Here is a 13,418-nt window from a genome sequence, read left to right as displayed (position 1 = left end):
CATTTCAGCAGCCGCGAATGGTGAAGTGATAGAACAACGTCACAGGGGCGGAACCCGAAGCAGTAAAGCGAATAGCACCCCCAACACCGGTCTGATCTCCTTCCACCCGGGCGGCCAATGCGTCGGCGTCGGAGCGAGATGTATTTGGCATCACCAGCGCCAGTGTGCCGAATGATGTAGCATCATTTGCGGCGGGGCGGTTGGCGACTGTAGTCGCAACACCGGCAGCGTTATACCTTATCAAGCTATCCTGGACGAAAAACCCGGGCGCGATGAGAAAGCCCGACTGCGGGACAAAGCGATAATAAAAAGGAGTCGTCCACCTGCCGGCCTCGGATGAGGTGTAAGTGTACATGCAGCTGTTCATGTTGCTGGTTGTAATCGGCGTGGTCAGCTGTGAGAGTCGGCCTGTGTTTGCACTGACCGTGGCGTTCACCTGGCCAATGATCTGGTTGAACGATGTCACGCCCCCGGTTCCCGTCGTTCTGCCGATTGCATCGGCCAGCTCCGAGAGGACGCGCGACGCCCGGTCAATCCGCTCGACGTCGCTCCCGATTTGGGTGCTGCTCCTTGACTCATTTATGTAAATGACACCCCCGATCGCGGCAAGAACCGCGATTGTGACCAGTAGCTCGAGAAGCGTCGAGCCGGATCGTCTCAACATCCTCCCACCGCCGTCAGGTACGAGACTGTCACCGGATTAGACCCGTTCCGTGTAAACCGTACAGTTCCCACCGTCCCAGTAGAATCTCCATCCACCGTGGAAGCCAGCATCCCCGCATCGGACGCCGACACCCCGGGTATTACGATCGCGAGGGTCCCGTTGAGCGTGCCACCGGCGCTGGACGGTGTTCGAACGAGAGAATCCTGGGAAGTAAATCCAGCGTCAATCGGGAATCCCGCGGGCGGCAGCTCACGGTTGTAGTAACCCCCAATCCACGCGACCACGTTCCCGGCGGTGTAAAAAGCACCACAGCTGTTGCGCTGGGAGGTCGTGATCACGGTCGTAATGTGCGAGAGACGACCGGGATACACCCCGATTGTCTGGTGAAACGTAAAAGCCTGACGCGTGGGCTCGAAGAAAGCTATGGCGCGGGACAGGTCGTCCAGAGTCTTAGCGACGTTGTTGATCCGATCGACATCGTTCTTAGCCGAAACGTTGGTCGAAACCGTCGCATAGAGCACGGTTGAGAGCACTCCGAGAATTGCGAGTACGACAACCATCTCGACAAGAGTCAATCCCCTGCTCCCAGGAGAGTATCGGCGAAAGCTATCAGATCTATCCAGATCGCGCTGCAAGGCACACTTCGCAGTAAATGGAAGGACGCACAGGAGTCTTATAATCTATTGTCTGGAGGCACCCAGACAAGAAGCCGAGGTGTACCCGATGGCTGTTCCATCTAGCGACCGGTCGCTTCGGCGACAGTGGAGCGGCTGTGCCAGGAAGATCCTTTCCCGGCATTCACGTCGGCGATGAATTGCTCGATGGAAGCACGAGTTGCCGGGGGGCTCACGAAGAAGACCGCTCGCGCCGCAAGCACGGCGCGATCCGTCTGGCCCGCCTTCAGAAATAATACTGGCAGGCGAAGTGCCAGCAAGCGGTCCAGGATCTCGCTACTCGGACCCCGTCCCGGCCGGCTCCACGTTGTCAGCGCACCGTATTTCCTTTCGAGATAGCCCGCGACGAGCTGGGCCGCTCTCTTTTCGTCATTTTGACGTTCGAGCGCCGCACTAACGGAGAGAATGGTTTCGGGAGGCCCAACGTACTTAAGGCGCTCTGCCTTTATGAGGAACGTCGCGGCGCTGTCCACCAGCCCCAGTTTGTCATACACCGAGCCGAGGACGTAGTAGGTGTCTCCACGCGCGTCATTGACGGAGAGGGCGCCGCGCACATCCTTCAAGGCTCTGGTGGTGTCACCGAGGATGAGATGGATAGACGCCAGAGCCAATCGCGGCGGGACTCTGCCGGGTGAGAGGCGAGTCGCCGCGACCAGCGAGCTCTCCGCCGCAAACGCGTATTTCCGATCGCCGTAGAACTGAAGCGCCAACAGGGAATGGCGGGCGCGCTGAATGTGGACACGAGGGTTCTGCGGATCGCGGCGAATCTGCCGGTCGTACTCCAGCAACCCCCGCTGCAGCGCGAGGTCCAGAACCCGGCCGCGGTACGGCTCGCGACGGGCAGCGGGGAATGATGGCGCGAGCGACGCCATGTAGGCGGAATACACCTGGAGCGTATGCGATTTCTGCGGCGCTGGTGAAGCGAAAGCGTAATCCAGATAGGCGAGATTCTCTTCTACGGCAGCGTCTCCGCGACCAACCAGATGCAGCACCCGGGCGACGCGCAATGGCGCGACACCGTGCACCAGGATTGCCATTGCGATGGTGACAACGCCCAGCCCGAGGATGACAACGCCGCCGGGCCGCCATGCTTTCTTGTCGCCCGTCACCACAAGCGGCTCACCGGCGGCAGTCGCGGAAAGGAATGCGGCCAGCGCTATCCACGGCAGCGCCGAGTTGAGATCCACGAACCAGAACAGCAAGTAGGTCATGTAACCGCCGATGAGCCCACAACAAATGCTCAGTTCGGCGACCGTCAGGCGCTGCTTGCGGTACGCCCGGCGAACACCAACAAACAGCGCGACCCAGAAGCCCAAGTAGGCCAGCGCGCCGGGGATGCCGGTAGTGGCGGCGGCCTCCATGTACGCACTGTGAGCGCGGTCCCAGCGCTCATCAGGGCCCGCTGGGTAGATGCGTGAATCGAAGTGCGCACTCCACAGCACGTCGAAGTTCTCTGGACCCACGCCAAGCAACGGATGCTCCTTGAGCCCCGCAAGGGTGACGATTACCTGCATCTTTCGCGGGTCGTCGCTCTTACTTTCTTTCTTGGTGCCAGTCGCAGCGAGACGCTGTACGTTGCCCGGCAGGTATCGGGCGATGGGTCTATCAGCCATTGTGCGCGCCACTACCGTGGCAGCCGCTACAACACAGACGAGAGCAACACCCAGCCATCGGCTCCGGCGCGCAACGAGCAGGGCCACCACGGATCCAACGACGAGGCCAAGCAAGATGCTGCGATTCTGCGTCAGGAAAATCCCGACCAGAATAATGACCGCGACGCCGGCGTTAGCTATGCGCCACGAGCGAACGCGATGGCGCAACGCAAGTAAGCAGGCGAAGCCCATGTGAAAAAGGAGGTACGGCGCCAGGAGACCCTGGTTGCCAATCGTTGAGTTGGTCCCGCCGTTGACGGCCCAACTGCGGATCTCGATGAGCGCAACCACAAGGCTCACGGCTACCGAGAGTTGGAAGAAACGCATCCAGTCGGCGGGGCGCATGAACGTGCGCAGCAAGACGTAAAAAAGCAGCAGGTGGATCCACGCCCAGACGCCCCACATCCGCTCGTAGTCTCCGAACATGCTTCGCAGCGGCGAAACACCGAACGTGGCGGCGATGGCATTGATTGCGACGAAGGCCAGGAGCGCCAGGAAAACCGGGTCACGCGAGGCCTGGGGCCGCCACCGTCTCCGGACGACCACGAAGAGGAAGATGCCGAGCGCCAGCTCCACGATCACCCGGAAGAAGATGGCGCGGGTGGTGATATAAGGGAAAAAGAAGCCGGGAAGCAGGATGACCGGTGTGAGCACGGTCGCGAACAGCAGCAGTCGCGCGACGCTGTGGAGTTTCGGCTCTTCGATCGAAGGGACTTGCTGCATATGAGTAAAAAACAATGTGGCCACCGGGAACGCCAGTGGCCACACGCAATCGTGAATCCGCCTGAACTACGGGATCAGAGGCATCGCAAAATAGTATGCGGTCGAGGAGGCTGTTACGTTGTCATATCGAAACTTCCCGAACTTCTGACTCTCACCAGTCGCGGCTCCGGCCGTCTCGCCGACATCGATCAGCTTGTTGACGAGCTCGAACTCGACGGTGGTCAGCGGCGAAATCTTGACGGTGAGATAGTCGGGCGTGGCGGTGGTGCACGCCGCATCAGCCAAGGAATTGCAGCGTACGAAATCGTTCTGGACATAGCTCTGGTACCCGCTTGCAAACGCCTTGCCGGTCATGGCGCCACCCGTGGCCACAGGTCTCCCGATGTAGGGTCCTTTCCACTTCGTGCTGGCAATGCCGTAGACGGCGGGGGTCAGAGCCACCGTTCCGCCGTCCATGTCACCCGTCGCGGCGATCTGGTTGGCGAGATCCTCGATATCGCCCGGCATGCTGGGACGCACGTTAGTGCTGAAGGCATCGATACTCGTGGTGATGTTGGTCAGGTCCGAGAGAACGCGCGCCGGGTCGGCCGCGCTCATCTGTGACGTCACAGCCGGAACGGTGACCGCAACCAGGACGCCAATGACACCAACCGTCACCAGGACTTCGATGAGTGTGAAGCCTCGCCGTACGGCGTTCTTCCCTTTCTTCCAGAACTGTTTCATACGTGTCTCTCCCAAACGGTGTGAAATAGTGAAAGTCCGATTGCCGAGCGGATCCCGATGAACGCAAGGTGCGAATCGTCCGCAAGAGCTTCGGGGGGAATGTGCACGGCGCCCGTCATTCAGGCGTTATATTCGCAGCCCCGATCGTTACCCGGAGTTGCCTGGCGCTGTGGCGCGCTGGATCGGCACTCCCTACGGCCCCATGTATCGCTTGACCGGCCTGGGGCGAGCCGGCTAAACAGATGAATGGTGGCGATGGGTCGGACTCCGCCGCACTGGCGGGTGGCACTCGCGAACGCGATCGCCGGAATGGCCCGGTCGGCAACCGCATAACGGGCATGCCGCAACTTCTCGCAGGACGTGCCGAACCTGAACTTGCAGATGACTGCGCGGCTGCATCGGTAGCGTCCTGGGCCGGCGCGACAATTATTTCATTTCTGCCTGGATCCGGTCGACGACATAGGACGCGAAGGGTATCGACGAAGTGAACGCCGGAGACACGGCGTTCAGCACGTGCATTGACCGGTCGTCGCCTTCGACGTGAAAATCCGTCACCAGCCGCCGGGTTCGGATGTCGAGAAGCTGGGCACGGATGCCCGGTTTGCCCCAATGCGTGTATCGTCTCGGATCCAGATCGCGCATCATTTTCGACGCGAGCGCGACGAGATTCGAGCGGCGGTACTTCTTGAGCTCGGAAAGCGCCAGCGACCTGAAATTGAAGTCGTCCCGCGCCAGAAGACCAAACTCTCGCGCCACGATGTCGGCGAGCTCGCGCGCGCTGAACCCGGCAACCCACCCGTACTGCTCGCGCCAGAGAGCCGGGATCGCCGTCGGTCCGATTTTCGTCCGGCCGTGAGTGGTGACGGTGAAGTGCACGCCGAGAAAGGGATTGGCGAGATTCGGAACCGGATAGATATTCGTCCGAATCGTCTCGCCCTCGTCGGCGTAGAGATAGACACCCTTGAACGGAAGTATCCGGTAGTTATCGGAAAATCCGTAATCGTGGGCGACGCGGTCGGAGTACAGACCGGCCGCATTCACCACGTATCCGCAGTCAATCGTTCCCGAGCTGGTTCGAACCGTGCTGCCGCCGCGCCCGAGATACTTCGTCCGCCGGGTGATCGCGACCCCCGCCTTCTCCGCGTCCGCGGCGAGTGAGAGCGTGACCTCCGCCGGGTCAACAGCGGAAGTCGTCGGCGAAAAGATCGCGCGCTGGAAGGTGCGTACCCGTGGCTCGATCTTCCGTGCCTCCGCGTCGGTGATCTCGTCGAGACGCACGTTGTTGACGCGCCCCCGCCGGAGCAACTCGTCCAAACCGGCCAGCTCGCTCTCGTCCTGGGCGACGACAAGCTTGCCGCAGCGGTTTATCCGCAATCCCCGCTCGACGCAGTAGGTGGTGAGCGCGGCATTCCCTTCCTTAGAGAATCGCGCCTTGAGACTGTCGGCGGAGTAATAGAAGCCGGCGTGAAGGATCCCGCTGTTTCGGCCGCTCGCGTGCATGCCGAGCTCATCCTCCTTCTCGATCAGTGCGATCGACTGGCCCGGGAAACGTCGGGCGAGGTCGAGGGCGATGGTGATTCCAATGATACCGCCGCCGACGACGAGAAAGTCGGCAGTGGCCAGCGGCGCACCGGACTTTTTCGCGCGCGATGCCGGGGCGTGCAGATCAGATTCAGGCCTCAAATTCGTTTCTTGGCCTCACTCATCCCACGGCTTGCGAGCTGGATTCCATGAGCTGGAAATGTATCGCCAACCTCCACACGAGCACAGCGCATAACGAGAGCTTGAGCCGCCTTTGAGCACGGTACTGGTTACAAGCGGCGGGGGTTCATCGGATCGGCCCTCGTTGGCATGATCATTCGCGACACCGATCACGCCGTCGTCAACGTTGACAAGCTGACCTATGCCGGCAATCTGGAATCGCTGCCCGACATCGAAGATCAGCGCTGTCAGTTTCATCGGCTCGACATCTGTGACGGGAACGGCGTCGGCGAGCTGCTTTCCGCGACACGCCCAAACGCGATCGTCCACCCCGCCGCCGAGTCGCACGTCGACCGGTCGATCGACGGACCGGCCGATTTCATCAATACGAACGTGGTCGGCACCTTCACGCTTCTCCAGCACGCTCTGCGCTACTGGAGAAGCGTGACAAGAGCTACGGCGAAGCGGACATCAGCAGCAATGATTGGCCGGCGCTCACGCCATTGACGAGCTGGTCGAATCGCGCGCGGTCTACCACGTCGCTCGTCACGAGATCGAGCGGCCAGAGAGCTTTCCTTTTCGACAAGGACAATTTTCCGCGAGGGGAAGCGCTGAGCCAACTCCAGAGCCAGAGTGATTCCCAGGATGCCGCCGCCGATTATCAGAAAGTCGGCCGTCGGCGGAAGCTCACCGGTGGCGCGTCTTGTGTGAGCGCGCGCTCTTGAGCCGCTCAGGCGGTCGCCAGCTCCGATGGCAGACGCTCTTCTTGCCTCAACGCGGAGATGTATCGCTTCAGAGCCTCTTGCCACGTCGGCATCACGTCGAGACCGCGCTCTCGAAAGGCCCGATTGTCCAGTACCGAGTATGCCGGACGCGGCACCTTCGCCGGAAAATCCGCCGCGGTTGCGACCTCGGTTACGACGTCGAGCCCGGCCTCCTCGAAAATCGCCCTCGCAAATTCGTTCCAGGTGCATTGGCCAGCGGAGGTAGCATGGTAGAGACCGAATGCGTCGGTGCTCGCAAGGCGGACGATCTGGTTCGCGATGTCCACCGTGTATGTCGGCGACACGAATTCGTCGGCAACGACTTTCACCTTGCCGCGCTCCCGTCCCAGTCTCAGCATCAGACGAACGAAGTTATCCCCGCCCTTCGCCCTGCACGGGTGCGACCCGTATACCGCGGAGGTGCGCACCACGAAGGTCTTCCGGTTCTCACACAGCGCGTAGTGCTCGCCGGCCAGCTTGCTGATACCGTAGGTGTTGAGCGGTCTCGGCGGGTCCGTCTCCACGTATGGAGACCGCTTTTCTCCGCCGAAGACGTAATCCGTGCTCACGTGAACGAATGCTGACCCGCTCGCCTCGCAGGCCTGGGCGAGGAACCTCGTGCCCAGAGCGTTCACCGCGAACGCGCGGGCCGGGTCGAGCTCACACTTCTCGATGTTGTGCATCGCGGCCGTATTGACGACCAGGTCGGGCGACGCATTCGAGAGCGCGGACACGACGGATGACTCGTCGGAGACTTCGACATCCTCGTGGTCGAGCGGAACGACTTCGTCGCCGGCCTGCCGAAAAGCGAGGACGACGTCGGCGCCGAGCTGTCCGTTCGCTCCGACTACGGCGACTTTCATCCGCGGTCGCGGCCGCCAGCGAGAACGCTCTTCATGCCTTGGCCGAATGACTTTGCGCGGTGCGGCGGCGGCTCTTCGAATCGGCGGCATCGTCCGAACTGATCTTCTTCGGGGTGCCGTCCACCCTCTTGAAAGTCTGGATGTTGTAGTACGCCGGGTTCTCGACGTCCTTGAACTTCGCGTAGTTGTCCACCAGCTCCCGAACGATGTCGCGGATGGTTTGAGTCGGATTAAATCCGAGAACATTTTGCGCGTGCTCCGACGTGACCTTGTAGTTTCGGACGTCGGTGACGTGATTGATGTTGAGCCGCGTGTCGAGACTCAGCAGGTCCTTGACGGAATCGTGAACGTGGTCCGCCACCTCGCCGATGGTGAAGTTGCCCGAAGCGACGTTGAATATTCCGGAGATTGACGGACTCGCCTCGATCGCGCGGATGTAAGCGCTGGCCGCATCCTGTATCGCGAGAATCGGGCGCCAGATCGCCGGATTCGCCACGTTGATGACTCCGTCCGTGACCGCCGTCCGGAACATCGTGTTGACCACGAGATCGAGCCGCATTCTCGGGCTGTAGCCGCAGACGGTGCCTTTGCGGAGCGCGATGACCGAAAAATTGTCGTCCCTCGTCTGCATGGCGCCGAACTCGCCCTGCAGCTTTGATATCCCGTACGGATAGGACGAGTTCGCCGGCGACTGCTCATTGTACAGCTCGTTCTCCGTGTAGCCGTAAACGGAACAGGAGCTGGCATACACGTAACGTTTGACGCCCGCTCTCTTGGCGAGGTAAGCGAGAAATGCCGGGCTCGCGGCGTTGAAGACGAAATTGCGCGACGGCGAGTAGTCCGCCATCGGATCGTTGGAGAGGCCGGCGAGGAACACCACCTGGTCGTACCCGACGAGCTCGCCCTCGGTGAGGTCGAGGATGTCCTTTTCGATCACTCTCACCGCCGGCGGCAACTGGTTTCCGAACCAGAGCAGATCAACGACATCAACCTCGTATCCGCGATCGAGCAGCTTGGGTGCGAGGACGGAGCCGATGTATCCGGCACCGCCGGCCAATAGAATTTTCATTTAGGTTTCTCCGATACCATGTAAGATCCGCGACGGACGCAACGGGTCAATCGTCATTCCCCGTTCGTTACGAAGTTCGCGGACTCCGCCCTGGCCAGCCACTCGCGCAGGGTCTGGGCGCGCTCGTCCTTCGCCGACAGCGTCGGATTCGTGATCGGCCACGGGATCCCGATTTTCGGATCGTTCCATCGGATCCCCGATTCCCCCGAGCTGTTGTACACGCCAGTACAGAGATACTGAATTTGCGCAAAGTCGGAGAGAACGCAGAATCCGCGCGCGAATCCGGCAGGCGCCCAAATCTGCAGCCGGTTCGACTCCGTCACCGTCTCCGCCACCCAGCGGCCCAGCGTCGGCGAGTCCCTTCGGACATCAACCGCTACCAGGTAGGCCGCACCCTCGGTCACTCTCATCAGCTTGCCCATCGACGGCTCCCACTGGAAGTGGAGTCCGCGGAGTACGCCCTTCATCGAACGGGAGTGGTTGAGCTGGACGAAGGTGTCGGGCAATCCCGCGTCGTGAAACTGATCCTGCTTGTAGACTTCCATGAAAAAACCGCGCTCGTCTTCGAACACACCGTGCTCCAGCAAGAGCACTTCCGGGATCGTGGTCTTGTGTATGGTCAGCTTCATCTTGTCAGGCGTTCGCCCCAGGTTGCGAGATCGAGTCCAGAGTCGGGATTGTGTCAGGAATGGTCGGTCACGCCGGATCGTGCGACTCAGCCCCCACGCAGGGCCGGCAATATCTTGCACATCCCGGACCCGCTCGCTCGCGATGTGCTTTCCAGAGAGGCCGGCGGCGTACGACGCAAAATTTCAAGTCGGCGCTTCAAACGCAATCACCCACGAATGGCGAAGGTCGCCGCACCCGTAAGCGTCCGGATAATTTGCGCCCGACCGAGCTGTGACGCAACATGTGACGCAACTGACGGCCCTCTCTTACATCGGTTTACCGGCGCGCGAACGGCGCCTCGGAACGGCGCCCGCGGCGGCCGAGCTTATTCGATCGCGGCCGCGGACACGGACGCGGAGATCTCGCTGAACAGTTGCTCGAAGCGATGCATCAGCGTGTCGCGATCGAACCCGCTGCACGCGTAGACGCGGGATGACCGAGCCGCGCGACGTCATCACGTTTCCATAACGCGTGCCGCACACCACCGAGTTGGTTTCAGCGAGCAACCACGCTTTCGCCACCATCAGCTTTTCCATCATCGCCTTGGAGATGCCCATCGCGTTTATGGGATAGACCGCCTTGTCGGTGCTCAGGCAGATGACGCGCTTCACGCCGCGGTCCAAGGCGGCCTCGATCACGTTGTCGGTTCCCATGATGTTGGTCTTGACGGCCTCGAGCGGATAGAACTCGCAAGACGGGACCTGCTTCAGGGCGGCCGCGTGGAACACGAAGTCCACGCCGGTCATCGCCTGCTTGACGCTCCCCAAGTCCCTGATGTCGCCAAGGTAGAACTTCAGCGTGGGGTCGTGGAAGCTCTTCCGCATGTCATCCTGTTTCTTTTCATCTCATCGCGACTGAAATTCCGGATCTCGCCGACATCGGTACGCAGGAACTTTTTCAGAACCGAGTGCCCGAATGAGCCCGTTCCGCCGGTGATTAACAGGTTGAGTCGTCGAACATGATGGCTGAACCTTGTGAATTTTGGGAGGAATGGCAAGAAGTGGCTGCCATTCGGGGATCCGGGCCTACGCTGGAAGACCGGTGCGAAATTTAGCGGAGCGCCGCCGGAGCGTCGCCGACGCCGAAAATGGTTACTCCAGCGTGACGCCGTACTCTCTGCGCCACAGCTCGAATATGGTCAGGGCGAACAGTCGGTTCGAATGCGCGCGTCCGCTGCGCTGCGCCCTTAGCAAGCCGTCAATCTCGCGCTGGTCGAAAATCGCCGGATCGGCTCCGCGCAGCGTGTCTTCCATCAATTCGCCCCAGGGGCCGCTGAACCAGGCGTCGAGCGGGATGGAAAAGCCCTGTTTTCTCCGCAGGTCCACGGATTTGGGCAGCAGTCTCGCCGCGAGCCGGCGTGGAAGAATCTTCCGGGCCGAGCTCGAGGCCCGCAGCCGATCGGGAACACGGCCGAATGCGAACTCAATCAGCCGATAGTCGAGCCAGGGCGCTCGGACCTCGAGCGAGTTGAGCATCGAAGCGCGGTCCACCTTCACCAGGATGTCGTCCGTCATGTAACTGGCGAAATCCTCCGCCGTCGCGCGCTGCAAGGTCGTCGCGCGCTCGCGGAAAGCGGTGCGCTTCCAGCGCTCCGGCGCGTCGCTTGTCGCAAACGCGAGAGATGGCGCGAGCCGCGCACGCGCCTCGCGGTCGAAGAAGATTCCCCACCGCGCGAGACTCTCGTCGAGATCGGCCGTGTATCCGAGAATGCGGTTCCGCCCCTTGAATCCGACAGGGAGCGCTTTTTCCGTCACGGCGCCGATCGCCCGCCGGACCGGCCGTGGTACGACCGAGCGAGTCCGCTCCTGCTGCTTGATCCAACTGTAGTGGTGATATCCGGCGAACAGCTCGTCCCCGCCGTCACCCCCCAGCGCGACGGTCGCGTGGCGGCGGACGAGCTTCGAGACGAGATACGTGGGGATCATCGACGAATCGGCCATCGGCTCATCGAACTGCCTCGCGAGGATGGGCAGCAAATCAACGCTTGCGGCGTCCGCCACGAGCTCCGTGTGAGTGGTTCCGAAATGCGCCGCCACGAGCTTCGCAATCGGACCTTCGTCGTAGCTGCCGTGGCCGGGAAAGCTGATCGTGAAGGTGTGAACCGACGACCCGCCGACTCGCGCCGCCATCGCCGTGATGAGACTCGAGTCGATCCCGCCGCTCAGCAGGATTCCAACGGGCACGTCGGCGATAAGCTGGCGGCGCACCGAGTCCTGAAGCAGCCCTTCGAGCTCCTCGAGAAGACTCTCTGTGTCTGGCGCGTGCCGCTGGTCAGGGGGCTCCGGGAGCTCCCAGTAGCGCCGAATGCGGAACTCGTCCTCCTGCACGCGGTACGTGAACGAGTGTGCAGCCGGCAGCTTTCGGAATCCCTTCAGCATGCACTGGTCAAAACCGGCGTAACCGTATGCGAGGTAGGAGTTGAAAGCTTCGAGGTCGAGGTGACGACCCGCCGCGCTATCGGCGAGGAGAGCTTTCAACTCGGACGCGAACGCGAACCTCCCGCCTTGGTGACGATAAAAGAAAGGCTTCTCTCCGGCACGATCCCGCGCGCCGAACAGGATTCCACGCTTCGCGTCGTGCAGCACGAACGCGTACATCCCGTTGAAATGCTCGACGCACCTCTCACCCCAGGCAGCGTACGCGGCGAGAAGTACTTCGGTGTCGCTCGCCGTCGAGAATGTCGCGCCCAGCCCGCGAAGCTCGTCGCGAAGATCAAGATAGTTGTAGAGCTCGCCGTTGAAGACGACGTGCACGGCGCCGTCCGGCGAAGCCATCGGCTGGTGCCCGCCGCAGGAAAGGTCCACGATGGACAGCCGGCGGTGGCTGAAGGATATCCGATTGTCGGACGACCGCCAAAGTCCCTCGTCGTCGGGCCCGCGGTGCCGCAACGTGTCGCGCTGCCGCGCAATGGCCAGGTCGTCAGCTACACCACCGGCGGATGCGAAACCCAGGATACCGCACATTATTGATTGCCCCGAAGATAAGCGACTTGCGGCGAAAGCTTTGACGCCGGGAAACTCAATTTAGCGGGGGCGTTCCTGCGGCGCATTTTTTTGCCCGAAGTCAGCCGGTCCGGCGCAGCCAGCCACGCGGATTGAACGTCAGGAGAAAGCGCTCGCAGTCGGGATCCGGCTCGAAAGGCGGCGACGTCGCGAGGAAGCGATCGACCGCTTCCCAAGGGCCCGGCCCGTGTTCCGGGAAGCTGGGATGGCCGTTGACATTCGTGTCTTCGACGATCAAATACGAGCCGCGCGTCACGAGTGGGGCGTAGGTCTCGAGCTCGGCGAACACGTTGTCGGCGCTGTGCTCGGAATCGAGGAATACCATCACCGCGCCGTCACTCTTGAGTCGCGAGACCTCCTCGCGCACTCGCTGGATGATCTTGGGATCGGTGCTGTAGCCCCGGATCGAAACGATTCCCGCCGCTTCCGGATCGACCGACCATTTCGGATTGGGGTCCACGGTGATCACGGTGGTTGTGATCCCGAGAACGCGCGCGAGGTCCGCGTAGAAAAGTGCGCTCCCGCCTTCGTGCGTTCCAGTCTCGACGACGACGCGGGGACGGATTCGCTGGAACAACTCGAGCGTCATCCACAAATCGCACGGGTTCTTGATGAGCCGCGCACCCCGCCACCGCAGGTCGCCCGAAACACCGCTGCGGTAGTACAGGTCCCTGAACTGCTCGACGATGCCGAGAGCTCTCTGATCGGCAAGAATCTGCGTGACAGAGAGCGGCTTCCATACCGGCGCGGGCCTTAGATAATTCAATGCGCGAGTGAACAGTGACTGGCGTGACATGCAATCCGAGTGGAATGTGGACGTGAAAAACCGGTCACGAACGATAACCTCACAGGATGGAGCTCGGTAGGATGCAACGCTCGTCGGCTGCAACGGACACCGCCCCGCCTCGTGTCCG

12 protein-coding genes and 1 pseudogene are annotated in these 13,418 nt (G+C 61.5%); all 13 read right to left on the bottom strand.

Annotation, left to right across the window (positions count from 1 at the left end; translation table 11 throughout):
- Positions 1–4 precede the first annotated feature (4 nt).
- The 13 genes and pseudogenes from Q7S20_02130 to Q7S20_02070 all read right to left on the bottom strand — a co-directional run bounded on the left by Q7S20_02130 (position 5) and on the right by Q7S20_02070 (position 13,300).
- Positions 5–664, bottom strand: a complete 660-nt coding sequence (locus tag Q7S20_02130) for a hypothetical protein (protein ID MDO8500617.1) — start codon at positions 662–664, stop codon at positions 5–7.
- Positions 658–1,239 (bottom strand): type II secretion system protein, encoded by a 582-nt coding sequence (locus tag Q7S20_02125; protein MDO8500616.1) that lies wholly within the window; start codon positions 1,237–1,239, stop codon positions 658–660. Before Q7S20_02125 ends, Q7S20_02130 begins: the two co-directional genes overlap by 7 nt.
- A 161-nt stretch (positions 1,240–1,400) precedes the next feature.
- Positions 1,401–3,737 (bottom strand): O-antigen ligase family protein, encoded by a 2,337-nt coding sequence (locus Q7S20_02120; GenBank protein MDO8500615.1) that lies wholly within the window; start codon positions 3,735–3,737, stop codon positions 1,401–1,403.
- A 42-nt stretch (positions 3,738–3,779) separates the two neighbouring features.
- Positions 3,780–4,436, bottom strand: a complete 657-nt coding sequence (locus Q7S20_02115) for a prepilin-type N-terminal cleavage/methylation domain-containing protein (protein ID MDO8500614.1) — start codon at positions 4,434–4,436, stop codon at positions 3,780–3,782.
- 426 nt (positions 4,437–4,862) lie between these two features.
- Complete coding sequence (lhgO, locus tag Q7S20_02110; protein MDO8500613.1) at positions 4,863–6,119, bottom strand: L-2-hydroxyglutarate oxidase; 1,257 nt, start codon at positions 6,117–6,119, stop codon at positions 4,863–4,865.
- Positions 6,120–6,134: 15 nt separating this feature from the next.
- Entirely contained in the window at positions 6,135–6,560 is a 426-nt protein-coding gene (locus Q7S20_02105) for a hypothetical protein (GenBank protein ID MDO8500612.1), read from the bottom strand.
- A 31-nt stretch (positions 6,561–6,591) separates the two neighbouring features.
- Positions 6,592–6,723 (bottom strand): hypothetical protein, encoded by a 132-nt coding sequence (locus Q7S20_02100; protein ID MDO8500611.1) that lies wholly within the window; start codon positions 6,721–6,723, stop codon positions 6,592–6,594.
- Positions 6,724–6,867: 144 nt separating this feature from the next.
- Complete coding sequence (rfbD, locus tag Q7S20_02095) at positions 6,868–7,764, bottom strand: dTDP-4-dehydrorhamnose reductase (GenBank protein ID MDO8500610.1); 897 nt, start codon at positions 7,762–7,764, stop codon at positions 6,868–6,870.
- Between the two features lie 31 nt (positions 7,765–7,795).
- A complete protein-coding gene (locus tag Q7S20_02090; GenBank protein MDO8500609.1) occupies positions 7,796–8,833 on the bottom strand; it encodes an SDR family oxidoreductase in 1,038 nt (345 codons plus the stop codon).
- Positions 8,834–8,886: 53 nt separating this feature from the next.
- The gene (rfbC, locus tag Q7S20_02085; GenBank protein ID MDO8500608.1) at positions 8,887–9,462 is read right to left on the bottom strand and encodes a dTDP-4-dehydrorhamnose 3,5-epimerase; all 576 of its coding nucleotides are present in this window, start codon (positions 9,460–9,462) and stop codon (positions 8,887–8,889) included.
- A 306-nt stretch (positions 9,463–9,768) separates the two neighbouring features.
- Positions 9,769–10,332: pseudogene (locus Q7S20_02080) on the bottom strand (polysaccharide biosynthesis protein).
- Between the two features lie 261 nt (positions 10,333–10,593).
- Complete coding sequence (gene asnB, locus Q7S20_02075) at positions 10,594–12,465, bottom strand: asparagine synthase (glutamine-hydrolyzing) (GenBank protein MDO8500607.1); 1,872 nt, start codon at positions 12,463–12,465, stop codon at positions 10,594–10,596.
- A gap of 100 nt (positions 12,466–12,565) precedes the next feature.
- Complete coding sequence (locus Q7S20_02070) at positions 12,566–13,300, bottom strand: CmcI family methyltransferase (GenBank protein ID MDO8500606.1); 735 nt, start codon at positions 13,298–13,300, stop codon at positions 12,566–12,568.
- Positions 13,301–13,418: the final 118 nt, after the last annotated feature.

The sequence above is a fragment of the Gemmatimonadaceae bacterium genome (assembly GCA_030647905.1).
Taxonomy (GTDB): Bacteria; Gemmatimonadota; Gemmatimonadetes; order Gemmatimonadales; family Gemmatimonadaceae; genus UBA4720.
Note: the sequence above shows the minus strand (reverse complement) of the source record. Positions and strands in the feature narration are given on the sequence as shown.

What these genes read in the sequence shown, in the direction of transcription:
- Q7S20_02090 (MDO8500609.1), bottom strand. Translation starts at nt 8,833, where the DNA reads ATGAAAATTCTATTGGCCGGCGGTGCCGGATACATCGGCTCCGTCCTC.
- asnB (MDO8500607.1), bottom strand. Translation starts at nt 12,465, where the DNA reads ATGTGCGGTATCCTGGGTTTCGCATCCGCCGGTGGTGTAGCTGACGAC.
- rfbD (MDO8500610.1), bottom strand. Translation starts at nt 7,764, where the DNA reads ATGAAAGTCGCCGTAGTCGGAGCGAACGGACAGCTCGGCGCCGACGTC.
- Q7S20_02130 (MDO8500617.1), bottom strand. Translation starts at nt 664, where the DNA reads ATGTTGAGACGATCCGGCTCGACGCTTCTCGAGCTACTGGTCACAATC.
- Q7S20_02070 (MDO8500606.1), bottom strand. Translation starts at nt 13,300, where the DNA reads ATGTCACGCCAGTCACTGTTCACTCGCGCATTGAATTATCTAAGGCCC.
- Q7S20_02115 (MDO8500614.1), bottom strand. Translation starts at nt 4,436, where the DNA reads ATGAAACAGTTCTGGAAGAAAGGGAAGAACGCCGTACGGCGAGGCTTC.
- rfbC (MDO8500608.1), bottom strand. Translation starts at nt 9,462, where the DNA reads ATGAAGCTGACCATACACAAGACCACGATCCCGGAAGTGCTCTTGCTG.